Source organism: Nonomuraea corallina (assembly GCF_027620315.1).
In the GTDB taxonomy this organism is placed as follows: Bacteria; Actinomycetota; Actinomycetes; order Streptosporangiales; family Streptosporangiaceae; genus Nonomuraea; species Nonomuraea corallina.
Genome location: NZ_JAPNNL010000012.1, coordinates 44,673 through 70,371, shown reverse-complemented (window position 1 = coordinate 70,371; position 25,699 = coordinate 44,673). Strand labels below are relative to the sequence as shown.

The window sequence follows — 25,699 nt, the reverse complement described above, 5'->3', positions numbered from 1 at the left end:
ACGGGGGGCCGAATAACATGGCGAGGTGCGTGTACACGGTCGGCGGAAGGCGCTGGCGCTCGCCGCCGTCCTGCTGGCGGGGGCGTCCGGCTGCTCGGGCTCCGCCGGCGGCCCGTCGGCCGGACCGTCCACCAGTGCGGCGGCCGCCTCGGCGAACGCGTCGCCGTCCGCGAGCCCTGCCCCCGCCGAGCCCGAGGTCACGCTCGACGAGGCGGGCGAGGTGTTCTCCACCTTCGTCGCCACCGACGACGTGCTGCGCGCCTCCGGCGACCTGCGGCTCGCCATGGAGTACGTCCGCGACGCCGAGGCCCGCCTGACCGCCGTCGCCTACCTGTCGAGCGGCGGCAGGCCGCCCCGCCACACGTGGGGCACCCCCACCCTGTACGTGCCGCGCTTCCCGCAGGGCGCCTCCTCGGCCTGGTTCTCGGTGCTGGCCGACCGCGACGGCGAGCTCACCATGCTGACCTTCGCGAGAAACGGCGACTGGCGGCTCAGCGCCGCCGCCCGGCTGCTCGACGCGGAGAGCCGGCCGTCCATCGAGCTCGACGCCCAGGGCTACGCGACCGCGATCGCCGACGACGACCGCAGCGTCACGATCCGCCCCCAGCTCATCGGCCCCCTGCACGCCACCGTGGCCGAGACCGGCACCGACGGCGTCGCGGCCGGCCTCCTCGCCGACGGCCCCCACACCACCGAGGTGGCGCGCGAGATCACCGAGGCCAGGGAGAAGGCCAAGAAGAACGGCTTCAGCTACGACTCGATCTTCCAGGCCGGCGACTTCCCGGTCTACGGGCTGCGCACCGCCGGCGGGGGCGCGCTCATCCAGTACTCCCTGTCCCGCACCACCACGACGACGACCAAGACGGCGGAGGACGACTACATCCCCGTCCCGGAGTCGGCGCGCTGGTCGATCTCGGCGCCGGTGGTGCGGCGCAACCTCCGCCTCACGGAGATCAACACGTACGTGACGGCGGTCCCCCCGGCGCGGGCCCCGGCCGCGGCGAAGGTCATCGGCCACTCCGGCGCGCTCACCAAGGCCACCGGGCAGTGAGCCGCGGGCCCGTCCTCAGTCCGCCGGGAGCAGGGTGCCGAGCGGCCCGAGATCGAGGTTGAGGTCGGAGGGCGACAGACCGAAGCGCTCACACAGCTCGGCCATGGCCTCCTCCAGCCGCATCAGGGTCAGCCCCACCGCCTCCAGCTGCTCCCCGGTCAGCTCGCCCCGGTCCATCCGCCGCACACACTGACGCTCCACCAGCTGGCGGATCAGCTCCACCAGCGTCAGCACCAGGCGGCTCAGGTCCCGCTGCACGGAGTCAGCGTCCGTCTCCAGCCGCCACTCCCCACGTCGCACCGCCTGCCGGTCGGTCCACTCCGTCATGTCGCATCCCTCCTTCGATCGCGTCGTCCTCCCGCACGGACACCAGCAACGCCCTCAGGGAGATCCGTACGAGGTCGAGGCCGGAAATGGACAGCACCACGTCACCCGTCACGACCACCCCGCCGGTCAGCAGACGGTCCAGCAGGTCGACGAGCGCCACCCGCTGCTCGGGCAGGTAGCCCTCGGCGGCGAGCCGGCCCCCTCTCGGCTCAGGACCCGTCACCGCACGCCGCCTCACCGTCATGATCGAGCGCGGCGAAGGAGTACGGCGCCCACGGGCCGACCAGCTCCACGGCGACGCCCCGCCCGGCGACCTCCTCGACCACCCGCGTGAACTCGGCGGCGCGCCCCTCGTCCACCAGGTAGGCGCCGTTGAGCACCATCTGCTCGCGGCGTCCCGACAGCTGCGGGTCCTGGGCCCGGTGGCGTCTGCCGTCGACGGCGACGCCCATCAGCGCCTCGTGCACGGCCTGGGCGTGCTCGGCGGCCCGGCGCCAGTCCGCCTCCCGCCCGCGCAGGGCCGCCCGGCGGCGGTTCAGATAGGCCGCGCCCGGCGCCCCACCCCCCGAACCGGCCCCCGCCCCGGCGGCCGCCCTTCCGGAACGCTCGACGGGACGTCCCGCAGAGCCCTCGGCGGGGCGCTCGGCGGGGTCCTCGGCGGGGCGCTCGGTGGGGCGCTCGGTGGGGCGCTCGGTGGGGCGCTCGGTGGGGTGCTGCTCGGCTGAGGCGGGGTGCTGCTCGGCTGCGGCCGGGACGGCGTAGGCCTTCACGCCCCATTCCCATCGGCCCGACAGCCGGCGCAGCACCGCGTCGAAGGCGTCGTGCCGTTCGTCGAGCAGCTCCCGTACCTGCGCCTCCCCCGTGTAGACGGTGACCAGCCGGACCGGGGCCGCGGGTCTCAGGCGGGCGACGGCCTCCACCACCCGGTGATGGGCCCGCGCCGTCTCCTCCAGCCAGGCGAGGTCCTCCATCGAGCGCCGCAGCGCCTCCTCGCCGAACTCCCGGAGCGACACCGGGCTCAGGACGGCGGCCAGACCCCGGTGCGCCAGACGACCCACCGGGGCGCCGACGACGCCTTCCAGGCCGTCAGGCTCCTCACCCTCGTCACGGGTCACCGCGTACAGGTAGACGCCCTGGTCAGCGGCCACGCTCGACCGCCTCGGGCTCGTGAGCGCGGACGCCCTCCGCCCGCGTGGCGACGATCTCCTCCAGTGCCGCGATGCGGCGGCGCAGCTTGCGGTTCTGCTTCGCCAGTTGCTGGGTCTCACCGGTGAGCCACGGGTCGTGCTCCCACCAGTCGATGCCCATCTCGCGGGCCGTGTCGACCGAGGCGATGAGCAGACGCAGTTTGATCGTGAGCAGCTCGATGTCGAGCAGGTTCACCTGGATGTCACCGGCGATCACGACTCCCCGGTCGAGCACCCGTTCCAGGATGTCGCCGAGGTTGGCCGAGTCGCGGCCGCCACCGTAGGACGACTGCGCCGAGGCACCCGGGACGTACGGGCCGGACCGCGTGGAGGCGCTCACCGCGAGGCCTCGCCGGGGTCGCCGCTGCTCCGCTTGTAGCGGCGCACCCGGTGGTAGGACAGCAGCTCGCCGTCCAGGTCGAGGTCGAGTTCGTACAAGGCCAGGGTGTCACCCGAGGACGGGATGCGACGGTCCTCCACGACCTCCACGCCCACCAGCCACCCGTCGTCCGACGGCTCCACCCGCGTGACGCCCTCTGCCTCCCTGCCGGTCAGCTCGGTCACCACCCGCAGCCCCACGTCGGCCACCGCGGCGGCCGGGAGATCCTCCGAACGCGGGCGCTCGCCGCCCCCGCCGTCCGCTCTGTCTCCGCCTGACGCGTGCTTGCGCTCGGTTCCCTGCCTCGCATGCACGTGATCACCCCCCGTATCCCCCCTGGCGCGGCCCCCCGCTAGCGCCTCACCAGCCGATCATCCCCTGCAGGATCTCGTCCATCGCCCGGGCCTCCTCCTCCTCGGAGATGGCGCCGGCGGCTCTGGCCTGCTCCACCTCCTCCAGGCGGCGCCGGACCACGGCCGGATCGTGCAGCTCCCGCTCCACCTGGTCTCTCACGAGTTCGCCCATCTTGACGATCGAGTAGAGCGGCAGGAGCGGCCAGCCAAACAGCAGCGTCCCCAATCCCAACGTCGTTCACTCCTTCCTCCATCACGCACCCGGCCGTGGCCCGCGATCACGACGTGCCTGGTCAACGGTCGGAGCGTCGCCGGTCCACGGTCAGAGCAAGCCGGTCCTCCAGTCAGGAGGTGCCCGGTCCGCGGTCAGGACGCGCCTGGCCTACGGTCAGGACGTGCCTGATCCGCGGTCAGGACGTGGCTGGTGCAGACGTGCCTGATCCGCGGTCAGGACGTGGCTGGTGCAGACGTGCCTGATCCGCGGTCAGGACGTGGCTGGTGCAGACGTGCCCCGATCGGCCGTCAGGACGTGGCTGGCCTGTACGCGGCCGGTCCGACGTGGCTGGTCTGCGGTCAGGACGTGCCGACGAAGTCGTACGGCGCCATCGGGCCGAGCAGGCGCACCTCGGCCCGGCCCGACCAATCGCGGGCCAGTTCGTCCACGGCCTGCTCGAACTCGGCCTGCCGGTCCCGGTCCACCAGCGCGGCCACGTGGGCGGCGTCGCGCTCGTGGCCGGGGTCGCGCACGACCAGTTGTTCGCACCGGTCCTCCAGGTCCTCGACCACCGTCGCGGTGTCCTCCTCGCGTTCCTCCTCGATCGAGTGCTCGATGATCTCTCCCAGCCGCATCCGCTCGTTGCGCGTCGCCCCCTCCGGGCGGCCGGCGATCCGCTCCCGGAGCATCGCGGCCTCGTCGTTGGCCCGCAGCACCTCGCCGAGGATCGCCCGCTCGTCGTACCTGGCGTTGACGACGTACTGCGTCCGGCCCTCCACGTCGTGGAGGGCGTCGACGAACGCGTCGTGGTACGGCTTCAGCAGCTCCTCCACCACGGCGTCGGAGTCCGTCAGCACCGCCCCGAACCGGAACGGCAGCACCGGCACCTCCGCCGCGGCCCGGTCGAGCAGTCGCTGGTGCGTCCGAAGGTCTTGCGGGCGGCCCAGCGGGCGATCCGTCTCGACGTCGCTGACCAGGGCGGCGACCTGGTCGTAGGACACCAGGCGCACCTGTCCGGCGGGCTCCCCCACCCCGTCGGTCCCGGGCTCGACCTCGACGTCCACGGGGACGATCCCGTACACGTACGCCGCGTTGTCGTGCGGCTCCCGCACTGCCGAGGTGTCCTCGCGCCCGGGAGCCCTCCTGCGTGGCGACATCAGCCCTCCTTTCCGCGACGGGCCTTGCGCGGCCGCCTCTCCACCTCGGCGAACTCCTCGTCTTGGTCCCGAACGTCTTGGTCCCGAACGTCTTGGTCCCGACGGTCTTGGTCCCGAACGTCTCCGTCTTGAACGTCTCCGTCCTCGGCGTCGGACCCGCCGGCGGCTTCCAGCTCTCCCCCGGCCGCTCCTCGCCCCTGCTCGACGGCCTTGCCCTGGGTCATGCCCTGGACGACCTCCGGCAGGTCCTTCTGCGTGGACGAGAGGTCGAGCCGGTTGGCCGCCTCCGCGAAGCGCAGATAGGTGTCGACGCTGGCCACGACGATCCGGCTGTCGATGGTCAGCACCTCGATGCCGACGAGCGAGACCCGGACGAAGGCGTCGATGACCAGCCCCTTGTCGAGAATGGTGTCGATGACGTCCGCCAGGTCGGTGCCTCCGCCGCCGCCGCTCGCCGCCGTGCCGCGACTGGCAGTCTGCACGCTCATGTCATCCCCCCTGATACCGGCCGACCGCCCCCTTCACGGCCGGCCCTGACGGGTGGTCACTGGGCTCGGACCTTACGCCGGCGAACGGGCCGCTCGATCTCGGCCGGGCGTCTGCGCGTTCCGGCCCGATGCCGCGCGGTGGCCGGGGCCGGCTTCTCCGCAGGCTCCTCTTCCTCTTCGGCCTCCTCGGGCTCGGCTTCCTCGCCCTCTTCGGATGCCGCCGCCTCGGGTCCTTCCTCCTCCTCCGGCGCCGCCGCCTCGGGCTCCTCCTCGGCTTCTTCCTCTTCCTCGGGTTCCTCCTCCTCGGCTACGGCTTCCTCTCCAGCAGGCTCTTCTTCCTCCTCGGGCTCCTCTTCCTCCTCCTCGGGCTCTTCTTCGGCTTCCTCCTCGTCCTCGGGCTCTTCCGCTTCCGCTGTCTCGCTCTCTTCGGGCTCCTCTTCCTCCGGGCCTTCTTCGCCCTGTTCCTCCTTGAGTGCGGCCTCCTGATCCTTGACGACCTCGCTGTCGCGGATCTCGCCGCGCCAGCCCTCCAGCTCGTCGGGATTCAGCAGGACGTGGGACATCACGTGCCGCCGGAAGTGCTTGAGCTCCAGCCGCACCCGACGCCCTTGCGCGCGCCACAGGTTGCCGGTCCGTTCGAACAGGCCCTGCGGGTGGTACTCCAGCACCACGAGCACCCGGGTCAGGTCAGGTGTGAGCTCGTGGAAGGTCACCGCGCCGTCGACGCGGCCCTTCTCGCCCTCCGAGCGCCAGATGATCCGCTGGTCGGGGACCTGCTCGACGATGTGCGCCTTCCAGCTCCGGTGGGACATGAACACCTGGGCCTTCCAGGAAAGCTCCTCGTCCGCGTCCTGCTTGATCGTCTCGACCTTCTTCATGAACGTCGGGAAGTCCTGGAACTGGGTCCACTGGTCGTACACCAGCCGCCGGGGCGCTCCGATGTCGAGCTCCTCCACGATGTTGGTGACCTTCTCGTGGCCTCTGCCGCCGCCGCCTTTGCCGCCACCACCGCCAGTGACCTTCTGCATCACGCCCTTGAGCCCTCCTTTCAGGGCCCCGCCCAGGAAACCGCCGCTCGGTTTGTCGGAGCCTGTCACCGCGCTCACCAACCCCTTGCCGCCGTGTTCCACGTAGTCGGTGAGCCGGCCGGTCAGGCCGTCGACCTTGTCCCCGACGGAGGACAGCACGCGTGCCCCCGCTGCCTGCGCCAGCCCTTGAGCGGACTGCGCCAGCCGGCTCATCGGTCGGTTGCCGGCGACTCCCTTGCCGGCCTCGCCCGCCTTGCCGGCGACGTCCTCCGCCCGGTCCTGAGCCGTTCGCGTCGCGGCCTCGCCGGTGTCGCGGGCCGTCTTCGCCGCCTTGCCTCCTGCTTTGCGGACGGCTCCGGTCGCCGTCTTCGTCACCGTCTCCGTCACTTCAGTCACCCCCGTGACTGGGCGGCCTGCCGGGCGGTACGCGTTCGCCGCTGTGTCTTACCGCGCTCGGGCCGCTCCTCGGTTCGCACCGGCCTTCTCCTGGGCCGCGCCGGTCGCTCGGCCGCCTTCTCGGCGCCCTCTTCCTCGGCGCCCTCTTCCTCAGCGCTCTCTTCCTCGGTGCCCTCTTCCTCGGTGCCCTCTTCGGCGCCCTCTTCGGCGCCCTCTTCCTCGTAGTCCTCTTCGCCGCCGGGCTCCTCCTGCTCGGCCTGGGCGCCGCGACGGCCTGACGCGCGTTCCTGCAGTCTCTCGCTCAGGGAGTCGATCTGCCTGGTCGCCGCGGTGACGACGGCCTGCTTGCCGATCTCCACGAGTTCGCCGCGAAGGCGGTCGGTGAGCTGCTGGACCTCCGTGGTGGAGCCGAGAGCCTTGACGCCCTGCGCGAGCGGTCCGCCCTCACCGCAGCTCGCCCGTCCCGCCAGCCCTGCCGCCGCCAGCGCCGCCGCCGTGCGGAGCTTGCGGCGTCTTCCGAGGAAGTAGCCGGCGAGTACGGCGAAGGCCACCTGCAATTTGTCCGACATGATCAGCGCTCCTTCCGGTTCACTCCCATCTCGCCCCGTACTGGTGCCGTACCGGCGGACAGACCTGAACGTGGCAGCGCCTGCTCGCCGCGGCGTGCCCTACCCCGAAAAAGGACAAAGGACCATATATCGGAAAAAGTGGACCAGACTTGACGTGCGGGGACGGCGGAAGCCTGCCGGAAGGGGAAAGCGTCAGGGCGGCACCCCCTGAAGGGTGCCGCCCCGGACGCCTGGGTCACGCCTCCGTATGCGGGAGGCTGGTGGAGGACACCAGGGTGCGGATGGCGCGCAGCGCCACCGACAGCGTCGCCAGGTCGAAGTTGTCGCTCTCCCAGATCTCGGAGAGCGTCTGCCTGCTGCGCCGGACCGCCGCCGAGTTGGCCTCCACCCACCGGGCCAGCCGCTCCTCCGGAGGCAGCCCGGGGGCGCTGTGGGTCAGGACGTCGCGGGTGAGCGCGGCGTGGGCGGCGTAGAGGTCGTCGCGCAGGGCGGCGCGGGCCATCGCGTTCCACCGGCTGTCGCGGGGCAGGGCGATGATGCGTTCCCTCAGACGGGCCAGCTGGAGGCGGTCCGCCAGGTCGAAGTAGACCTCGGCGACCTCGTTGACCGGGCGCTCGGTGAGCGAGGAGATCTCGACCAGGTCGAACGTGGAGTAGGCGGGCACCATGGCGGCGACCCGCTCGGCCAGGTCGGCGGGCACCCCCCGGGCCACGAAGGAGTCGCGCCGATCCTCGAAGGCGGCCAGGTCCGGCCCGGTGAGGAGCTTCGGCAGGTGACCGAGCAGGCCGTTGACGCCCTTGACGAAGAAGCCGGCGGAGCCCGCCAGGTCGAGCGGCGGGCGGCGGTTGGTGAGCAGCCACCGGGTGCCGCGCTCGCCGAGTTTGCGGGCTTCCAGCAGCATGGCGAGCTGCGTGGCGGTGTCGATCTCGTTGTCCAGCGACTCCACCATGCGGTGGAAGCTGGCCAGGTCGAAGACCTCCCGGGTGACGAGGAAGGCGCGGACGATGTCGGGCATGGAGGCGCCGGTCTCCTCCCGTACCCGGAACAGGAACGTGGTCCCCATGGAGTTGACCAGGTCGTTCACGATGCCGGTGACGATGATCTCGCGCCGCAGCGGGTGCGCGTCCATGTACGGCCGGAACCGCTCGCGCAGCGCCGTCGGGAAGTACGTGACGAGCCGGGGCGCGAGGTACGGGTCGTCGGGGAGGTCGGTGCCGAGCAGTTCGGCATCGGCGACGAGCTTGGTGTAGGCGAGCAGCACGGAGAACTCGGGCGCGGTCAGCCCGAGCCTGGCCTGGCGGCGCTCGGCGAGCGCCTTGTCCGAGGGCAGGAACTCCAGCTTGCGGTTGACCTGCCCGTCGCGTTCCAGGCGGCGCAGGTAGCGGGCGTGGATGTGGAGCATCTCGACGGCCTGGGCGCGGGCGGCGGCCAGGACGACGTTCTGCGCGTAGTTGTCGCGCAGCACCAGTTGGGCCACCTCGTCGGTCATGGAGGTGAAGAGCTGGTTGCGCTGTTTGTCGGTCAGCTCGCCGTCGCGGACGACCTGGTCGAGCAGGATCTTGATGTTGACCTCGTGGTCGGAGGTGTCGACGCCGGCCGAGTTGTCGATGAAGTCGGTGTTGACGAGGCCGCCGTTCAGCGCGAACTCGATGCGGGCGAGCTGCGTGAGGCCGAGGTTGCCGCCCTCGCCGACGACCTTGCAGCGCAGGTCCACGGCGTCGACCCGGACCGGGTCGTTGGCCTTGTCGCCGACGTCGGCGTGGGACTCGGCCGCGGCCTTGACGTAGGTGCCGATGCCGCCGTTCCACAGCAGGTCGACGGGCGCGCGCAGGATGGCGCTGATCAGGTCGTTGGGCGCCAGCGAGGCCACCTCGCCCGGCAGGCCGAGCGCGTCGCGGATCTGCGGGGTGAGCTGGACGGACTTGGCGGTGCGGGGGAACACGCCGCCGCCCTTGGAGATCAGGGAGGTGTCGTAGTCGGCCCAGGAGCTGCGCGGCAGCTCGAACAGACGCTGCCGCTCGGCGTAAGAGCTGGCCGCGTCGGGGGTGGGGTCGATGAAGATGTGGCGGTGGTCGAAGGCGGCCACGAGCCGGATGTGCCGCGACAGCAGCATGCCGTTGCCGAACACGTCGCCCGACATGTCGCCGATGCCGGCCACGGTGAAGTCGGTGGTCTGCACGTCCACGCCCATGGTGCGGAAGTGGTACTTGACCGACTCCCAGGCGCCGCGGGCGGTGATGCCCATGGCCTTGTGGTCGTACCCGATGGAGCCGCCGGAGGCGAACGCGTCGCCGAGCCAGAACCGGTACTCCCGGGCGACCTCGTTGGCGATGTCGGAGAACGTCGCGGTGCCCTTGTCGGCGGCGACCACCAGGTACGTGTCGTCGCCGTCGTGCCTGACCGTGTCGGGCGGCGGCACGACCTCGCCGTCGACGAGGTTGTCGGTGAGGTCGAGCAGGCCGGAGATGAACATCCGGTAGCACGCGACGCCCTCGGCCAGCACCTCCTCCCGGGAGGCGGACTCGGGCAGGCGCTTGACGACGAACCCGCCCTTGGAACCCGTGGGCACGATGACGGTGTTCTTCACCATCTGGGCCTTGACCAGGCCGAGGATCTCGGTGCGGAAGTCCTCCATCCGGTCCGACCAGCGCAGCCCGCCCCGGGCGACCTTGCCGAAACGCAGGTGGACGCCCTCGACCCGGGGTGAGTACACGAAGATCTCGTACTTCGGCCGCGGCAGCGGCAGCACGCTGATCGCCTGCGGGTCGAACTTCAGCGAGATGTACGGCTTGCGTGCGCCGTCGACGCGCTGGAAGTAGTTCGTCCGGAGGGTCGCCTCGATCATCTCCAGGTAGGCGCGCAGGATCCGGTCCTGGTCCAGCGAGGCCACCTCGTCCAGCGCCCCCAGGATCTCCTCCTTCAGCGCCCCCGTCAGGTCCTCGCGCGACTCGTCGGGGCGGCGCGGGTTCAGCCTGGCCTCGAAGAGCCGTACCAGCAGCCGGGACAGCCGCACGTTGGCGAGCAGGACCTGCTCGATGTAGCGCTGGGAGAAGGCGCTGCCGGCCTGGTGCAGGTACTTGGCGTACACCCGCAGGATCTCGACCTGCTGCGAGGTCAGCCCGGCCTTGAGGATGAGCGCGTTGAAGTCGTCGGCCGGGACCACCCCGTGCCAGAGCGCCATCAGCCCGTCCTGGAAGAGCTGCTTGAAGTCGTCCCGCTCGACCTCGGGCGACGGCGTGTAGCGCAGCCCGAAGTCGTAGATCCAGGCGTTCTTGGTGGCGGGGTTGTTGTCCCTGTCGACCTCGTACGGGCGCTCGTCGACCACCTCGACCCCGAGCCGCTGCAGCAGCGGCAGCATCTTCGACAGCGAGATGGGCGACCCGAGCCGGTAGATCTTGAGCCGCCGCTCCCCTTCGGCCGCGTCGTACGGCTCGTACAGGTTGAGGTCGATCCGGTCGTCGCCCGCGCCGTCGAGCTGCTCCAGCCGGCGCAGGTCGACCACGGCTACCTTGGGCGGGAAGTCAGCCTTGTACGCCTCGGGGAACGCGGTGTGGTAGCGCCTGGTCAGCTCCGGCGCCTCCTCGTCGGAGACCATCCCGGCGATGGCCGCGCCCAGGTCGTCCTCCCAGGAGCGGGTGATCGCGGCCAGCCGCGCCTCCAGCTCCTCGACGTCGACGCCGGGCGGGGGGAGCTGCTTGCCGCGCTCGCCGCGGATCACCACGTGCAGCCGGGCCAGGGCGGATTCGCCGATCATCGCGCTGTAGTCGAGCCCGTGGCCGCCCAGCGCCTTGAGCAGCAGGTCCTGCATCTGGAGGCGGACCTTGGTGGTGTAGCGGTCGCGCGGGAGGTAGATCAGGCAGGAGATGTAGCGGCCGTAGTCGTCGCGCCGCAGGAACAGCTTGACCTGCTTGCGCTCGCGCAGCCGCAGCACGCCGAGCGCGATCGGCAGCAGCTGCTCGACCGAGGTCTGGAACAGCTCGTCGCGGGGGAAGGTCTCCAGGATCTCGATGAGGTCCTTGCCGTCGTGGCTCTCCGGGGTCAGGCCGGCGGCCTCGATCACCGCCGCCAGCTTGCGGCGCAGCACCGGGATGCGGGAGATCGACTCGCTGTACGCGACGTGCGTGAACAGGCCGAGGAAGCGGCGCTCGCCGATGACCTCGCCCTCGGGCGAGAAGAGCTTGACGCCGATGTAGTCCAGGTAGGCGGCGCGGTGCACGGTGGCGCGGGAGTTGGCCTTGGTGATGATGAGCAGCTGCTTCTCGCGGGCCCTGGCGCGCAGCTCGGCGGGGAGCGAGGAGAAGCTGTCGGAGTGGACCTTGTCGTCGCGCAGGATGCCGAGGGCTGCTCCCGGCAGGGCGCGCAGCGTCTCGCCCTCCTCGCCGCTCTCCAGCCGGTACTCGCGGTAGCCGAGGAACGTGAAGTGCCCGTCGGCGAGCCAGCGCAGCAGCTCGAGACTGTCCTCCACCTCGGCGGGCGGCAGCGGCGGCGGGTTGACCGACAGGTCCTCCGCGGTCTGCACGGCCAGCGCGCGCATCTTGCGGAAGTCCTCGACCGCGTGGCGCACGTCGGTGAGCACCCGCAGCAGGTCGCTCTCCAGGTCCTTCAGCCTTTCGGCGTCGGACAGGCGGTCGATCTCGATGTGCATCCACGACTCGGCCAGGATCTGCCCGGTGACGTCCTCGTCGCCGCCGCCGAGCATCCTGCCGGTCATGTCGCGCCGGACCCGGATCTGCGGGTGGACCACGAGGTGGACGCCGATGCCGTGCCGGTCGAGCTCCATCGTGACCGAGTCGACCAGGAACGGCATGTCGTCGGTGACCACCTCGATCACGGAGTGGCCGGGGTCCCAGCCGTTCTCGTCGAGGGTGGGGGTGAAGGCCCGGACGACCGGCCTGCCCTGCGGGCGCGTCTCGGCCAGCTGCCGCTGCGACATCGCCGGACCGTACACGTCCACCGGATTGCGGTCGAGCAGGTCTTCCGGGGCCACGTGCCGGTAGTAGACGCGCAGGAAGGACAGTGCCTCCTCGGGGCTCACATGGTCGCCGCCCACCGCGCACTGTCGCGCGGCTTTCTGGAGCAGCTCATCCTTGGCCTCGTCGAGCGGCATCTTCGCTCTCACTCCTTTGTGAGGGTTCGCCTGGCGCATTCACAGCCAGGCTCTGAGTTCCCACAACAGCGGGAAGTAGTGCATTTGAGTACGACTGCGCAGATAAGGGGCACCCGTCGAGCCGCCAGTGCCCGACTTGGTGCCGATCTGCCGCTCCACCATCTGGACGTGCCGCATCCGCCACAGGGCGGTGGTCTCGTCGTGGGTGAGCAGATCCTCGGCCAGCTGCCACAGATCGTCGTGGGACCGGCGGTCCCTGGCGACGGTCAGCAGCGACTCCCTGATCTCCTCCTCGCCGGAGACCGGCAGCCCCCGCCGGGACAGCGCGGCGACGTACGCGTCCCAGAGGGTGGGCTCGCCGAGGCGGCGGCGCAGCCGCAGGCGTTCCTCGTCACCGGCGTCCTTGAGCCGGTCGAGGTAGCGTTCGTCCTTCACCCCGGACAGGAACTCCAGCTCGCGGAACTGCACGGACTGGAAGCCGCTGGCCGGCGCGAGCTTGGCCCGGAAGGCCAGGAAGTCCTGGGGCGTCATCGTCTCCAGGACCTCGACCTGCCCGACCAGCACCCGTTCGACCGCGTGGACGCGCCGGAACAGATGCCTGGCCTGCCACAGCTCACCGGCGAACATCGCGTCGCGGACGTTCTCCAGCTCGTGCAGCAGCAGTTTGAACCAGAGCTCGTAGACCTGGTGAACGGTGATGAACAGCAGCTCGTCGGGCGCTTCCGACTGCGGCTGCTGCTGCGCGAGCAGGGCCGGCAAGCGGAGATAGCCGCCGTAGGAAACCCGGCGGCCCTCCTCACCGAACTGCCTGTCGCGAGGGACGGTCGCATCATCGTCGATGCCCACCGCACACCTCCCCCACATCCCCGGTGAAAGCCGGGCGAACGCCTCGCCGTACCGATATCACCCGAAAAGGGCAAAGACGTCAACGTGACATCGACATCGGCGGGTCGTCCTCTGATGCGGAGGGCGCCTGCTTGAGCTCGTCGAGCTTCTCCGGCACTTCGGAGAGCTCCAGGAGCTCGGCCTGGCACTGCTCACACACGTCGAGGTGGCGTTCGAACGCCTCGTGCTCCGAATCATCGAGCACACCGAGGACGTAGGCGGCCACCCCGTCATGCATCAGCCGGCTACCCCCTTGTCCCGCAGAAGTTCGCGGAGAGCCCGGATGCCGTAGTAGAGCCGGGACTTCACCGTGCCCGGCGGGATCCCCAGAATCTCCGCCGCTTCACTTATCGTACGGTCCCGTAGGTAGGTCTGCTCAATAACTTCGCGGTGTTCGTCCGACAGGCTGCGCAGAGCGTCCGCCACGACGATCGCGGACAGCGCTCTCTCGGAGCCGTCGGGCACCGCCATCATGTCGACTTCCGGAGGCTCGACCTCATGGGGTCGAACGCTCTTCCGCCGACGACCGTCAATGACAATGCGGCGGGCCACCGTGAGCAGCCACGCCCAGAGGAGGCCCGGTTCCCATTGCAGTCTGGCCGAGTTGCGCCAGGCTCGGACGAGCGTCTCCTGCACTACGTCCTCAGCCCATTGCAGATCGTTACCAGTCGACTTGCGTACGTGGCGCAGTAGAGGGCCGCCGAACTCCTGGTACAGCACCGCGATGCGGTGCTCCGCCTCGGCATCAGCACTCTCGAACCTGCCGTCGAGGTGACCTAGCACGGGGCACATCTTTACACCTTCGTTATCAGTCCGGTAGCCACTCCGATAACTCCGGTCATTTCTGACTATTCCTCAGGATGGGTGAACCGGCCGTGATAAGGCCGCGTACCTCCCACCATGCACAGGCTTTTGCGTGGCGAAGTAGTGATGTTCGGCGGCTTCGCGCTCGCGGCAGCGGTCACGATCCTCCTGGTCATGCCGCAGGCGAACACGGCCGTGCTCACCGAGGTGACGCAGACGTCCTCGGGCCCGCTCGGGCCCGCGGACCGCGACTTCCTCGTCAAGGTGCGGCAAGCGGGCCTCTGGGAGATCCCCGTCGGCCAGTGGGCGCAGGTCCGCGCGGACTCCGCGCGGGTCAAGGATGTCGGGGCGCATCTCGTGGAGGACCACACGAAACTCGACGCCCAGGTACGGCGGGTGGCGGCGCAGCTCGACGTGCCGCTGCCCGACCGGCCGAGCCCGGACCAGCAACGGTGGATGGCGCAGCTGGCCTCCGAGACCGGTCCGGCGTTCGACCGGGACTTCGCCAGGCTGCTGCGTGCGGCGCACGGCAAGGTGTTCGCCGTGGTGGCGAACGTGAGGGCGGGCACGCGCAACGCCGTGATCAGGAAGTTCGCCGGGACGGCCGTGACCGTGGTCATGCGGCACATGACGCTGCTGGAGTCCACCGGACTGGTCAACTACGACGAACTGCCGGAACCGCCGACGCCCTCACCCGCAGCACCCGCCCCAGCGGCGGTCGACCCGAGGAGACAACCATGAGATCCAGACGCATGGCCGCGGCCATGTCTGCCTTAGCGGTGGTGGCCGGCGGGCTGGTGTCCGCGGCGGTCGTCGGCGGCGCCCAGCCCGCCTTCGCCGACTGCGAGATCACCGAACAGCGTCCCCCGCAGCAGGGGCAGCAGCAGGAGCGGGAACAGCCCGAGGACCAGCCCCAGGACCAGCCCCAGGACCAGCCTCAGCAACAGGACGAGGCCCCGCAGGATCAGGGGAACCGGGACCAGGAGCAGGACCAGGACCAGGGCGCCCAGCAGGACCAGGAGAACCAGAACCAGGACGGCCGGCAGGACCAGGACCAGGGGGCCCAACAGGACCAGCAGGACCAGAACGGGCAGGACCAGAACGGGCAGAGCCAGAACCAGGGCGGCGCACTGGTCCGTGACCCCGTGGCGGACCCCGAGGCGAACCAGGAGGCGGACCCCGAGGCGGACCCCGAGGCGTCGGCCGAGACCTTCGGCCGGCGCGACGGCGACCGCTTCAGGAACCGTCCCACACCGAGCCGGCGGCCTTCGGGCAGCGCGTCGCCCTCGCCCTCGCCCTCGCCCACCGGGAACGGGAGCGACTGCGACGACATCGGCCCGTTCGTCAGCGACTTCGTGGACATCAGGCAGATCCCGGCGAGGCGGCTCGACGCCCGCATCGGCCGCGGCGGCTCCCGCGGCACGTTCGTCTCCCGCTGCGGCACGAACGGCGAGGGCCACAACAACCCGGACAACTTCATCGTCGCTCCCGGAGTGCGCAATGGAGCACACCACCTGCACGACTACGTGGGCAACCTGTCGGCAGACGCCTTCTCGACCGACGAGAGCCTGGAAGCCGCGGACACCACGTGCCGTCTGGGCGACAAGTCGACGTACTTCTGGCCGGTCGTGCGCAACCGCCTGGTCGACGAGAACGTCGAGGACCCGGATCGCAACGTCGGCCAGGTGCTCCGTCCACGGGCGGTGATCCTGCAGTTCCGCGGCAACGCGACCGCGCGGGTCGTGGCGATGCCGCGCTTCCTGCGGCTCATCACCGGTGACGCCAAGGCGGCGACCAACGGCCCGGCCAACGCCCGCGCCGGCTGGTCCTGCAGCGGCTTCACCAACCGGGTCAGCCCGGACAAGTACCCGCTGTGCCCGCGCGGCAGCCAGGTGCTGCGCATCCTGGACTTCCCGAGCTGCTGGGACGGCCAGAACACCGACAGCGCCAACCACCGCACGCACGTCGTCTTCCCCGACCAGGGCGGCGCCTGCCCGCAGGGCACCCAGCCGATCCCGCAGCTGCGGATGACGCTCGCCTACTCGGTGCCGCGAGGTCCCTCGTTCGCCCTCGACGCCTTCCCCGAGCAGTTGCACAACCCGGTCACCGACCACGGCGACTTCGTGAACGTGATGCCGGAGCGGCTCATGTCCACCGTAGTCAACTGCATCAACCGAGGCCGCCGTTGCTGACCTCCGTCCCCGGGAACGGCAACGAGGCCGAGTAGGCCCTCCCGAGTCGCACCCTCATCCGACCTTGGAGGGAATGAATGCTCCACAGACGACACCCCCGGCACGCCCCGACCCGGCTGGACACCAGGAACATCCGGCTCGGGGCGAGCACGTCGATCGCCGCGGTCCTTCTGTCGGTCTTCGCTCTGACACTGACGGACCGCGGCATGGAGATGCTCGGCCGAGGGGTGGGCTTCCTCGAGTACTACGCGGGTGTGCTGGCGCTGGTGTCCCTGACAGCGACGGTCGCCCTGGGGCTGCTCACCACCGAACGCGTCTTCCTGTCCCCGGCGAACCGGGTCCGCGCGCAGCTCGCGCACCGGGCCGCCGCGTTCGCCGGGACGGCGTTCCTGCTCACGCACGTAGCGCTCATGATCTCGCTGCTGCACGTCCCGCCGATCGCCGCCGTGATCCCCGTCGCCGGCATCTGGATCGGCTTCGGGACGATCGCCTTCGACGCGATGGTCGTGGTCGTGATCACAGGGATCGTACGGGGGAGGTTCGCGGTGACCGGCAGGCCGTGGGTGTGGCGGCTGATGCACGCCTCCGCCTACGTGGCCTGGCCGGTCGCCATCCTGCACGGGCTGACCGCGGGCCGGTGGGCGGAGAGCTGGGTTTCCTGGTCGTACATCGCCTGCCTGGCCGCCGTCGCGTCGGCGCTGCTCGTCCGCCTGCTGGCCACCGCGCTGCGGCCGCCGCAGACGGCGGAGTGGGTCGACGCGCCCGAGGTCAGCGACGCACCCGTCGAGGTGCCCACGGGGGTCAACGCGCCGGTGAGCCTCGCCGAGGCCCGGCGGAAGTACCGGGAGGCGGGATGACCCCGCCCGTGATCGACCAGGAGAATCCGTGATCCCCCATTCCGTGCCGCGCGTGCTGCGGCTGGGACCGGCCCGGCTCACCGCCGGGCTCGACCACACCAGGAGGCTGGACCTGCCGGCGCACCGCACGCTCCACGGCGACCAGGTGCCTCGCACGCTCGACGACATCATCGCGCAGGTGGAGGAGGTGGACATGCGCGGGCGCGGCGGCGCGGCGTTCCCGTTCGCACGCAAGCTGCGGGCGGTCGCCGACGCCGCCCGCTCGGGCGAGTGCGTGGTCCTGGTGAACGGGGCCGAGGGGGAGCCCGCCAGTTCCAAGGACGCGATGCTGCTGGTCCGCAACCCGCACCTGGTGCTGGACGGCGCGGTGCTGGCGGCGGAGGCGCTGAACGCCCGCGAGGTGGTGGTCGCCACCGTGGCGGGCGAGGTGGCCGAGGCGTCGATCACCGCCGCCGTGGCCGAGCGGCGCGCCGCCAACGTGGCGGGCGCCGCCGAGAGCCGCATCGGGATCCGCGTCGTCGGCCTGCGGGAGCGGTTCATCTCCGGCGAGGGCGGCGCGCTGGTGCGCGCCGTCAACGGCCTGGAGCCGGTGCCGCCCGGCAGGAAGCGGCGGGCCAGCACCAGCGGCGTGGACGGCCTGCCCACGCTGCTGTCGAACACCGAGACGTACGCGCAGCTCGCGGTGCTGGCCGAGCTCGGCCCCGAGCAGTACGCGAAGGTGGGCACCACCCGGGAGCCCGGGACCGTGCTGCTGACGGTGAGCGGCGGCGCCGCGAACCCGGCGGTGGTGGAGGTCCCGACCGGCACCCGGCTGATCGACGTGCTCGACGTGTGCGAGGCGGAGGTCGGCGACGGCGTGCTGATCGGCGGCTACCACGGCGCCTGGCTGGACTCCCGTACGGCCATGTCCGCCATCGTCTCCCGCGAGGGGATGAAGCAGGCGGGCGGCAGCCTGGGGGCCGGCATCGTGGTGCCGCTGGGCGAGTCGACGTGCCCGGTCGGCGAGGCGGCCCGGGTGGCCGCGTACCTCGCGGCCCAGTCGTCCGGGCAGTGCGGCCCGTGCCGGCTCGGCCTGCCGGACGTGGCCAGGGGCCTGACGGCGCTGACCGACGGCACGGGCTCGATCGACGCGGTGCGCCGCTCGGTGCGCGCGGTGGAGCGGCGGGGGGCCTGCTTCCACCCGGACGGCACGGCCAGGTTCGTGCTGTCGTCGCTGGACGCGTTCGAGGAGGACGTCGCGCTGCACCTGGAGCACGGCTCGTGCGGGCGGCCGGTGCGCGGCGTGCTGCCGCTGCCGGAGCGCGAGGAGGAGCCGGAGTACCGCCTGGACGTGGACTGGACCCGCTGCCAGGGACACGGGCTCTGCGCGCACCTGCTGCCGGAGTTCGTGACGCTGGACGACTACGGGTTCCCGTCGTTCCAGCCGGTGCCCGGCTGGATGTTCAAGGAGGCCCGCCGGGCGGTGGACATGTGCCCGGCGCTGGCCCTCCGGGTCGCCGAGGCCGGGTGAGCGTCAGAGGCCGAGCAGCGGGAGGCACGGGCCCAGGTGGTGGATCTCGATCCCCTCCACCGGGGCCCAGTCGTCGCGGGGCAGGCGGAAGTTGCGGGTGACGGCCGGCCCGCCCTGCCGCCGGTGCAGGGCGATGCCGTCCTCGTGGTAGCCGAGTTTCCTGGTCACCGCGATCGAGGAGTGGTTGTCCTCGAACGCCCCGGTCGTCGCGTACGCGGCGCCCAGGCCGGCGAAGGCCAGGTGGAGCACGGCTGAGCGCATCTCGGTGCCTATGCCCCTGCCCTGGAAGCGCAGGCCCAGCCAGGAGCCCGAGGCCACCTCGCGCAGGACGGTGAAGTCCTGGGCCGACAGCTCCTGCATGCCGACGACCTGGCCTTCGAAGACCACCACGAAGTCGAGCGACCACCTGGCCGGGGACAGCTCGCCCCACTGGCGGAAGTGGTACTGGACGGTGCTGCGGGCCCGCTCGGCCGGGGCCGCCTCGGACCAGGGGAACACGAACGGCATGACGCCGGCTTCGTGGATGCCTTCGACCGCCCGGTCCGCGAGCTCGTCCAGGTCCTCAAGCGAGGGGTAGCGGAGTTCGAGGCGCGGCGTGGTGATGGAAAGTCGAAAAAACGGCCAATTGCGCATACTTCTTCATATTTCCACCAATAGGCGATACGAGAGAACACTTTCTCAGTACTGTCAATAAACCGAGAAAACCCTGTCCGCCGTCCCTCATGATGGCTCTCAACCGGCGGGAGCCGGCGCCAGCGAACAGGTCTGGCGACGGAACCTGCCCGGAGGCGTGCCGAACTCGCGCTTGAACGCGTTGGCGAAGGCGTACTCCGAGCCGTAGCCGACCCGGTGGGCCACCTCGCTGAGCGGCGCGTCCGTCGTGCGCAGCAGCCGCGAGGCGGTGCTGAGCCGCCACCACGTCAGGTAGCCGAGCGGCGGCCGGCCCACCAGCAGGGCGAAGCGGCGGGCGAACGCGGCCCGGGAGAGCCCGGCCAGGTCGGCGAGCGAGGCGACCGTCCACGGGTGGGCGGGGTCGCCGTGGACGGCCTCAAGCGCCGCGCTGATGCCGGGGTCGGCCAGGGCGGCGGCCCAGCGGCCGATCGCGCAGCGCCCGGAGTCGAGGTCCAGGTAGGCGCGCAGGATGTAGAGGAGCAGGGTGTCGAGCAGGGACGCCACGACGGTGTCCGCGCCCAGCTTCGGGTCGGCGATCTCGGCGGCGAGCAGGTCGACGGCCGCGCGCAGCTCCCGCTGCTGCCCCAGGCGCGCGGGCAGGTGGATCAGGTCCGGCAGCTCGCGCAGGATCGGGTGGCCGCGGGTCTGGTCGAGCCGGTAGCCGCCGCTGAGCGTCACCGTGACCGCGCCGGACCCGCCCGCCGAGGCGGAGGCGAACAGCCCGGCCTCCCGGTCGGGCTCGCAGTGGCTGTCGGCGAGGTCGGTGGACGGCGAGTCGGCCAGCGCGTAGCCGTGGCCGTGCGGGACGAAGAGCACGTCGCCGACGTGGAGCTGGATCGGCTCGCCCGCGTCGGGGAGCAGCCAGCAGGAGCCCTGGAGGATCACCTGGAACCCGGCGGAGCCCTGCATCGCGGGGAAACGCTGCCCCCAGGGCGCGCTCCAGGCGACGCGGACCGAGTGAGGCAGCCCGATCCGCATGCCGGCGATCACATCGCTGAGAACGTCCACGCGCCGAGTCTAGCCATCAAGACGATCGCGTATGAAAACCAGACACCGGCACATTGGATCGCGCGGCCGGCTCTCCTAGCGTTGCTGCCAGCGAATAAGGAGGCCCTGTGCCCACGACCCTGATGCGCGCCGCGCGCATCCACGAGTACGGCGACGCCGACGTGATCCGCTTCGACGACGTCCCGATACCCTCACCGGGACCCGGCGAGGTCCTCGTCCGGATGGCGGCCACCTCGTTCAACCCGTCGGAGGTGGGCCTGCGGGCGGGGTTCCTGAAGGACCTGCTCGACGTGACGCTCCCGCACACGCTCGGCTGGGACCTGGCGGGAACCGTCGCCGAGACCGGCCAGGGCGTCACCCGCTGGGCTCCCGGCGACGCGGTGTTCGGCCTGGTCAGCGGGAGCGCCGCCGCGTACGCGGTGGCGCCCGAGCACGAGCTGGCGGCGGCGCCGGCCGCCATCCCGCTGGCCCACGCCGCCGCGATCCCCGTGGCCGGGCTGACCGCCTGGCAGGCGGTGCACGAGGAGGCCCGGGTCCGGGCGGGGCAGCGGGTGCTGGTCAACGGCGCGGGCGGCGGGATCGGCCTGTTCGCCGTGCAGCTCGCCAAGCGGGCGGGCGCGAACGTGATCGCCACGGCGAGCCCGCGCAGCCGCGAGGCGGTGGCCCGGCTGGGCGCGGACGCGATCGTCGACTACACGACGGAACCGCTGCCCGGCGGCATGGACGTGGTGCTCAACCTGGCGGCCGTGCCGGAGGCCGAGGCGGCGGCGCTGGCCCTGCTCGGCGACCTGGTCATCACCGCCGCCACGCCGATCGACGCCCCGAACGCCCGTCATTTCGTCGGCCGGAGCGATGCCGCCCAGCTCGCCGCGATGGCGGCGCTGATCGACCGGGGCGAGCTCGTCGTCGAGATCGCCGAGACCCACGCGCTCACCGCGCTGGCGGCCCTGCACCGCAGGGCCGAGGCCGGTCAGACCCGCGGCAAGATCGTCATCACTCTCTGAGGGGCCTGTTCATGATCAGAATTGGCATCGTCATCGGCAGCACCAGGCCCGGCCGGGTCGGCGAGGACGTCGCCCGCTGGGTGCAGGACCTGGCCGTCAAACGCGGCGACGCCGAGTACGAGCTCGTCGACCTGGCGGACTTCGCGCTGCCGCACCTGGACGAGCCGCTGCCCGCCGCCGCGGGGCAGTACACGCGCGAGCACACCGCCGCGTGGTCGGAGCGGATCTCCTCCTTCGACGGGTTCGTCTTCGTCACCCCCGAGTACAACCACTCGACCTCGGGGGCGCTGAAGAACGCCATCGACTTCCTGTTCGCCGAGTGGTCCGACAAGGCTGCGGCCTTCGTCAGCTACGGCGTCGACGGCGGCGCCCGCGCGGCCGAGCACCTGCGGCAGGTGCTCGGCCAGCTCAAGGTCGCCGACGTGGCCGCCCAGGTCACGCTGTCGCTCTACGCCGACTTCGAGGACTTCACCGTGCTCCGGCCGGCCCCGCTGCACGAGGAACGGCTCACGGTCATGCTCGACCAGCTCGTCTCCTGGGCGACGGCGCTGCGCCCACTCAGGGTGCCCACTCAGGGTGCCCACTCAGGGTGCCCACTCAGGGTGCCCGCTCAGGGGTGAAGCCCGCTCAGGGGTGAAGCCCGGTCAGGGGGTGAAGTAGCGCAGCACCTCGGGGTTGGCCATGGCGTCGGGGTTGGCCGCCTGTTCGACGGGGGTGCCGAGCAGCATCTTGCGTACCGGCACCTCGAGCTTCTTCCCCGACAGCGTGCGCGGGATGCCGGGCACGGCGTGGATCTCGTCCGGCACGTGCCGGGGCGACAGCTCCTCGCGCAGCGCCACACGGATCGCCCGCTCCACCTCGGGGGTCAGGTCGGCCCCTTCGGCGAGCGTCACGTACAGCAGCAGCCGCCCCTCCTGGCCCAGCTGGCCGGTGTCGATGACGAGGCTGTCGGCCACCTCCTCGAACCGCTCCACGACCCGGTAGAACTCGCTGGTGCCCATCCGGACTCCGCCGCGGTTCAGCGTGGAGTCGGAGCGGCCGTAGATGACGCAGCTGCCGTCGTCGTTCAGCTTGATCCAGTCGCCGTGACGCCAGACGCCGGGGTAGACGTCGAAGTAGCTCTCCCGGTAGCGCTCGCCGCCGGGGTCGTTCCAGAACATGACCGGCATGGACGGCATCGGCTCGGTGATCACCAGCTCGCCGACCTCGCCGACGACCGGCCGCCCGGCGGGATCGAAGGACTCCACCTTCGCCCCCAGCGACCGGCACGGGATGACCCCGGCCCTGATCGGGTGGAGCACGGTGGCGCCGACGAACCCGGTGCAGACGTCGGTGCCGCCGGAGAACGACCCGACCGGCACCCCGGGCAGCCGCTCGGCCACCCAGGCGAACCCCTCCGGCGGCAGCGGCGACCCGGTCGAGCCGACCCCGCGCAGCCGCTCCAGCCCTTCTGGGACGATCCCGGCCTTCATCGACGCCATCAGGTACGGAGCGCCCACCCCGAAGTAGGTCACCCCCTCGGAGGCGGCGATCCGCCACAGCGCGGCGGGCGACGGGTGGGCGGCCGAGCCGTCGTAGAGCACCGCGGTGGCCCCCACCAGCAGGGCGCCGACGAGGTAGTTCCACATCATCCAGCCGGTCGTGGTGTACCAGAAGAACACATCGCCCTCGCCCAGGTCCTGGTGGAAGGAGAGCGACTTCAGGTGCTCCAGCACGACGCCGCCGTGGCCGTGCACGATCGGCTTGGGCAGCCCGGTGGTGCCGCTGGAGTAGAGGATCCACAGCGGGTGGCCGAACGGCACCGGCTCGAACTCCAGCGGCCCCTCCTCGGCGCGCAGCCCCTCCCAGCCGAGCACCTCGCCGGGCGGGACCTCGGGCGGGACCTCGGGCGGGACCTCGCGCGTGACCGGCGGCGCGGGCTCGCCGCGCTGCGGCGGCCGGCCCTCCTCCGCGGCCGAGAGGTACGGGATCCACACGGTGGCGCGCAGGCTGGGCAGTCCTCCGGCGATCTCGTTGACCGCGGCCGACCGGTCGAAGGCCTTGCCGTTGTAGCGGTAGCCGTCGACCGCGATCAGCACCGTGGGCTCGATCTGCTTGAACCGGTCGACCACGCTCGGCACCCCGAAGTCGGGCGAGGCGGCCGACCAGATCGCCCCGAGCGAGGCGGTCGCCAGGAACGCGATCAGCGCCTGCGGGATGTTCGGCAGGTAGGCCGCCACCCGGTCGCCGCGCCCGACCCCCAGCCGCACCAGGCCGGCGCGGACCCGGGCGACCTCCTCGCGCAGCTCCGCGTACGAGATCTCCTGACGCGCGCCGTCCTCGGAGACGAACACCACCGCGGTGCCGACGTCGCGCCGCAGGGCGTTCTCCGCGTAATTCACCGTGGATCCGGTGAACCATTCGGCGTCCGGCATCGTCCCAGTGATGACGGGCCCGTCACCACGCTTGCCGACCACGCCGAAGTGGTCCCAGATCGACGTCCAGAACTCCGCCGGGTGGTCGACCGACCACTGCCACACCTCTTCGTACGCCGCGCCCGGGCGGCCCAGCCATTCCAGATAACGGGTCAACGCGGCCCGGGCCACGATCTCGTCGGCCGGTTCCCAGAGAAGTGCACCTTCAGCAACCATGTGCCCCATCCTGTCGGCAGCTCGGGCGGAAGTCACACCCGCCCTCCCCCATAACCTGCTAGCGCCTGAGGTGGTCCACCGCCATATGCGCGGCCGTGCCGATCACCGCGTCAGCGCGCGGGTGGTTGAGTGCGGCGCTGACGGACCGGGTGATGACCGCCACCGCGTACCGGCCGCCGTCGGGATACTCGACCACGCCCGCCTCGCCGCGGATCGTCGGCAGCGTCCCGGTCTTCCCGCTGACCGCCACGTCGTCGTACGGGAACCCGGAGGCCAGCCGGTGCGGCCAGACCTGGAGGTTGAGCACGGCGCGCATCCACGCGCAGGACTCGGGGGCGGCGGCCTCGTCGCGCCAGATCAGCCCGAACAGGCGCGCCAGCTCGCGCGGCGTGCCGCGATTGGTGCGGGCGGGGTCGAGGACCCGCATCTTGTCCAGGTCCTCCTGGTCGAGGTACGGCCAGCCGTGGCCGGTGTCCTCGGCCATGCTCGCGTTGCTCTCGCCCGCGGTCATCAGCACGCGGGTGACCTCGAACCCGAAGCCTTCCAGCATGGCGTTGACCTCGTCCATGCCGACCCTGGACAGCAGCACGTCCGCGGCGGTGTTGTCGCTCACCGCGATCATCAGGTAGGCCAGGTCGCGCAGCGACATGGTGACGTCGTCGGACATGGCCGACAGCCCGGTGGGGCCGGGGACCCGGTCGTCGGAGGTGACGGTCACCCGGGTCGCCAGGTCGAGCAGCCCCGCGTCGGCCTGCCGGCAGAGCTCGACCAGCAGCGCCACCTTGAACATCGACGCTATCGGGAGCCGCTCGTCCGCGCCGTGGCCGACCTCCCGCCCGGTGTCGAGGTCGACGGCGGACAGCCAGCCGGTCACCCCCGCCACCCGGAACAGCTCCGCGAACGCCGGCCCGGTCATGCCAGCATCCCCGGCCTCCGGCTGACCCGCCGCACGGGGGCCGCCGCCTCGTCCGTCATCCCGGCCCGCTCCTTCAGAATCCGTACGGCCAGCGCGGAGAAGCCCTTGACCGCCGCCGTCTCGGTCCGCCAGGCCGTGGAGACGCGATAGGCGATGGGCGAGCCTAGCAGCGGCCGCCACGTCAGGCCCGGCAGGTCGGCCCTGGGCGCGAACGCCACCGCCATCCCGGCCAGCACCAGCCCCAGCCCGGCGCCCTCGTGCACCTGGCCGGGCACGTAGCCGTGGCGGCGGCACTCGGTCAGCGTCTCGGCGTGCATGCCCGGCTCGCCCTCCCTGGGCGGCATCAGCAGCTCGCGCCCGCCCAGGTCGGCCAGGTGCAGCTCGCCCGCGCGGGCCAGCGGGTCGCCCGCCGCCAGCAGCACGCCCTGCGGCTGCACCAGCAGCGGGCCGAAGCCCAGCCCCGGGGCGTTCACCGGGTGGCGCACCAGGCCCACATCGAGCGTGCCGCCGGTCAGCGCCGTCACCTGGTCGGCCGTCCAGCTCTCCACCGGGGTCAGCCGTACCTCGGGGCTGGTCGCGCGGAAGCCCTCGACCAGCGCGGCGATCACGGCGGCGGCGAGGTCGGGCGGGACCCCGACCTTCAGCGCGGTGCCCGCGCCGTGCCGGGCCAGCTCGTGCAGCCGGTCGACCCTGGCCACGATCTCCCTGGCCTCGCCGAGCAGGAGCCGCCCCGCCTCGGTCAGCCGGACCTGGCGTCCGCCGCGGTCGAACAGCCGCACGCCCAGTTCCTCCTCCAGGCGCTTGATGCGCTGGCTGAGGGGCGGCTGGGCCATGCCGAGGCGGATGGCGGCGTTGCCGAAGTGGAGTTCCTCCGCGACGACGGTGAAGTAGCGGAGATGGCGGACCAGGTCCATGGCCAGCCACTATATCCAGATTTATACTGGTCAAAGCGATATATCAGTATT

General features: G+C 71.5%; 26 protein-coding genes. 7 read left to right on the top strand and 19 right to left on the bottom strand.

The genetic code is table 11. The annotated features are described in order from the left end of the window. Positions 1-25: 25 nt before the first annotated feature. Positions 26-1,051, top strand: a complete 1,026-nt coding sequence (locus OUY22_RS05460) for a hypothetical protein (protein ID WP_270153645.1) — start codon at positions 26-28, stop codon at positions 1,049-1,051. A gap of 15 nt (positions 1,052-1,066) precedes the next feature. Here the strand turns inward: OUY22_RS05460 and OUY22_RS05455 are convergent, their stop codons facing one another. The 14 genes from OUY22_RS05455 to OUY22_RS05390 all read right to left on the bottom strand — a co-directional run bounded on the left by OUY22_RS05455 (position 1,067) and on the right by OUY22_RS05390 (position 13,933). Next, complete coding sequence (locus OUY22_RS05455) at positions 1,067-1,378, bottom strand: gas vesicle protein K (RefSeq protein WP_270153644.1); 312 nt, start codon at positions 1,376-1,378, stop codon at positions 1,067-1,069. Then, positions 1,314-1,601: a gas vesicle protein GvpJ gene (gene gvpJ, locus OUY22_RS05450; RefSeq protein WP_270153643.1), complete on the bottom strand. Its 288-nt coding sequence runs from the start codon at positions 1,599-1,601 to the stop codon at positions 1,314-1,316. The genes OUY22_RS05455 and gvpJ (OUY22_RS05450) overlap by 65 nt, the downstream gene beginning before the upstream one ends. Further along, a complete protein-coding gene (locus OUY22_RS05445; protein ID WP_270153641.1) occupies positions 1,588-2,526 on the bottom strand; it encodes a GvpL/GvpF family gas vesicle protein in 939 nt (312 codons plus the stop codon). The genes gvpJ (OUY22_RS05450) and OUY22_RS05445 overlap by 14 nt, the downstream gene beginning before the upstream one ends. After that, on the bottom strand, positions 2,516-2,905 hold the full coding sequence (gvpJ, locus tag OUY22_RS05440) for a gas vesicle protein GvpJ (RefSeq protein WP_408638113.1): 390 nt from the start codon (positions 2,903-2,905) through the stop codon (positions 2,516-2,518). The genes OUY22_RS05445 and gvpJ (OUY22_RS05440) overlap by 11 nt, the downstream gene beginning before the upstream one ends. Further along, entirely contained in the window at positions 2,902-3,258 is a 357-nt protein-coding gene (gene gvpO / locus OUY22_RS05435) for a gas vesicle protein GvpO (RefSeq protein WP_270153640.1), read from the bottom strand. Before gvpO ends, gvpJ (OUY22_RS05440) begins: the two co-directional genes overlap by 4 nt. 46 nt (positions 3,259-3,304) lie before the next feature. Then, entirely contained in the window at positions 3,305-3,529 is a 225-nt protein-coding gene (locus tag OUY22_RS05430) for a gas vesicle protein GvpG (protein WP_270153639.1), read from the bottom strand. A 341-nt stretch (positions 3,530-3,870) separates the two neighbouring features. Next, positions 3,871-4,668, bottom strand: a complete 798-nt coding sequence (locus OUY22_RS05425; RefSeq protein WP_270153638.1) for a GvpL/GvpF family gas vesicle protein — start codon at positions 4,666-4,668, stop codon at positions 3,871-3,873. After that, a complete protein-coding gene (gene gvpJ, locus OUY22_RS36990; protein ID WP_270153637.1) occupies positions 4,668-5,156 on the bottom strand; it encodes a gas vesicle protein GvpJ in 489 nt (162 codons plus the stop codon). Before gvpJ (OUY22_RS36990) ends, OUY22_RS05425 begins: the two co-directional genes overlap by 1 nt. A 56-nt stretch (positions 5,157-5,212) precedes the next feature. Then, positions 5,213-6,580 carry an SRPBCC family protein gene (locus tag OUY22_RS05415; protein WP_270153636.1) on the bottom strand — a complete coding sequence of 456 codons (1,368 nt, stop codon included), beginning with the start codon at positions 6,578-6,580 and terminating at the stop codon, positions 5,213-5,215. Next, positions 6,577-7,149, bottom strand: a complete 573-nt coding sequence (locus OUY22_RS05410; protein ID WP_270153635.1) for a hypothetical protein — start codon at positions 7,147-7,149, stop codon at positions 6,577-6,579. The genes OUY22_RS05415 and OUY22_RS05410 overlap by 4 nt, the downstream gene beginning before the upstream one ends. Positions 7,150-7,384: 235 nt before the next feature. Then, a complete protein-coding gene (locus OUY22_RS05405; RefSeq protein ID WP_270153634.1) occupies positions 7,385-12,256 on the bottom strand; it encodes an NAD-glutamate dehydrogenase in 4,872 nt (1,623 codons plus the stop codon). A gap of 39 nt (positions 12,257-12,295) precedes the next feature. Next, on the bottom strand, positions 12,296-13,102 hold the full coding sequence (locus OUY22_RS05400) for a tryptophan 2,3-dioxygenase (protein ID WP_270153633.1): 807 nt from the start codon (positions 13,100-13,102) through the stop codon (positions 12,296-12,298). A gap of 79 nt (positions 13,103-13,181) precedes the next feature. Further along, complete coding sequence (locus OUY22_RS05395; RefSeq protein WP_270153632.1) at positions 13,182-13,379, bottom strand: zf-HC2 domain-containing protein; 198 nt, start codon at positions 13,377-13,379, stop codon at positions 13,182-13,184. Next, positions 13,379-13,933 carry a sigma-70 family RNA polymerase sigma factor gene (locus tag OUY22_RS05390; protein WP_333486610.1) on the bottom strand — a complete coding sequence of 185 codons (555 nt, stop codon included), beginning with the start codon at positions 13,931-13,933 and terminating at the stop codon, positions 13,379-13,381. The genes OUY22_RS05395 and OUY22_RS05390 overlap by 1 nt, the downstream gene beginning before the upstream one ends. 108 nt (positions 13,934-14,041) lie before the next feature. Here OUY22_RS05390 and OUY22_RS05385 point away from each other — a divergent pair, with 108 nt between their 5' ends. From OUY22_RS05385 to OUY22_RS05370, 4 genes are all read left to right on the top strand, one after another. Further along, positions 14,042-14,686 (top strand): DUF4142 domain-containing protein, encoded by a 645-nt coding sequence (locus OUY22_RS05385; protein WP_270153630.1) that lies wholly within the window; start codon positions 14,042-14,044, stop codon positions 14,684-14,686. Continuing rightward, a complete protein-coding gene (locus OUY22_RS05380) occupies positions 14,683-16,137 on the top strand; it encodes a DUF1996 domain-containing protein (RefSeq protein WP_270153629.1) in 1,455 nt (484 codons plus the stop codon). Before OUY22_RS05385 ends, OUY22_RS05380 begins: the two co-directional genes overlap by 4 nt. Before the next feature lie 77 nt (positions 16,138-16,214). Beyond that, on the top strand, positions 16,215-16,994 hold the full coding sequence (locus OUY22_RS05375; RefSeq protein WP_270153628.1) for a hypothetical protein: 780 nt from the start codon (positions 16,215-16,217) through the stop codon (positions 16,992-16,994). Positions 16,995-17,022: 28 nt separating this feature from the next. Beyond that, positions 17,023-18,504: an NADH-quinone oxidoreductase subunit NuoF family protein gene (locus OUY22_RS05370; protein WP_270153627.1), complete on the top strand. Its 1,482-nt coding sequence runs from the start codon at positions 17,023-17,025 to the stop codon at positions 18,502-18,504. A 3-nt stretch (positions 18,505-18,507) separates the two neighbouring features. On the opposite strand, the gene OUY22_RS05365 is transcribed toward OUY22_RS05370, so the two are convergent. Further along, complete coding sequence (locus tag OUY22_RS05365; protein ID WP_270153626.1) at positions 18,508-19,137, bottom strand: GNAT family N-acetyltransferase; 630 nt, start codon at positions 19,135-19,137, stop codon at positions 18,508-18,510. 99 nt (positions 19,138-19,236) lie between these two features. Then, positions 19,237-20,184 carry an AraC family transcriptional regulator gene (locus OUY22_RS05360; RefSeq protein WP_270153625.1) on the bottom strand — a complete coding sequence of 316 codons (948 nt, stop codon included), beginning with the start codon at positions 20,182-20,184 and terminating at the stop codon, positions 19,237-19,239. 107 nt (positions 20,185-20,291) lie between these two features. On the opposite strand from OUY22_RS05360, the gene OUY22_RS05355 reads away from it, so the two are divergent. Together OUY22_RS05355 and OUY22_RS05350 are read left to right on the top strand one after the other, a co-directional pair. Beyond that, entirely contained in the window at positions 20,292-21,188 is an 897-nt protein-coding gene (locus OUY22_RS05355) for an NADP-dependent oxidoreductase (RefSeq protein WP_270153624.1), read from the top strand. A gap of 11 nt (positions 21,189-21,199) precedes the next feature. After that, positions 21,200-21,808, top strand: a complete 609-nt coding sequence (locus OUY22_RS05350; RefSeq protein WP_270153623.1) for an NADPH-dependent FMN reductase — start codon at positions 21,200-21,202, stop codon at positions 21,806-21,808. 24 nt (positions 21,809-21,832) lie between these two features. Here OUY22_RS05350 and OUY22_RS05345 read toward each other — a convergent pair whose 3' ends face one another. The 3 genes from OUY22_RS05345 to OUY22_RS05335 are packed head-to-tail and all read right to left on the bottom strand — an operon-like array spanning position 21,833 to position 25,648. Continuing rightward, positions 21,833-23,818, bottom strand: a complete 1,986-nt coding sequence (locus OUY22_RS05345; RefSeq protein WP_270153622.1) for an acetoacetate--CoA ligase — start codon at positions 23,816-23,818, stop codon at positions 21,833-21,835. 58 nt (positions 23,819-23,876) lie between these two features. Beyond that, positions 23,877-24,734, bottom strand: coding sequence for a serine hydrolase (locus OUY22_RS05340; RefSeq protein ID WP_270153621.1), 858 nt, complete (start codon positions 24,732-24,734; stop codon positions 23,877-23,879). Further along, positions 24,731-25,648 carry a LysR family transcriptional regulator gene (locus OUY22_RS05335; RefSeq protein WP_270153620.1) on the bottom strand — a complete coding sequence of 306 codons (918 nt, stop codon included), beginning with the start codon at positions 25,646-25,648 and terminating at the stop codon, positions 24,731-24,733. Before OUY22_RS05335 ends, OUY22_RS05340 begins: the two co-directional genes overlap by 4 nt. Positions 25,649-25,699: the final 51 nt, after the last annotated feature.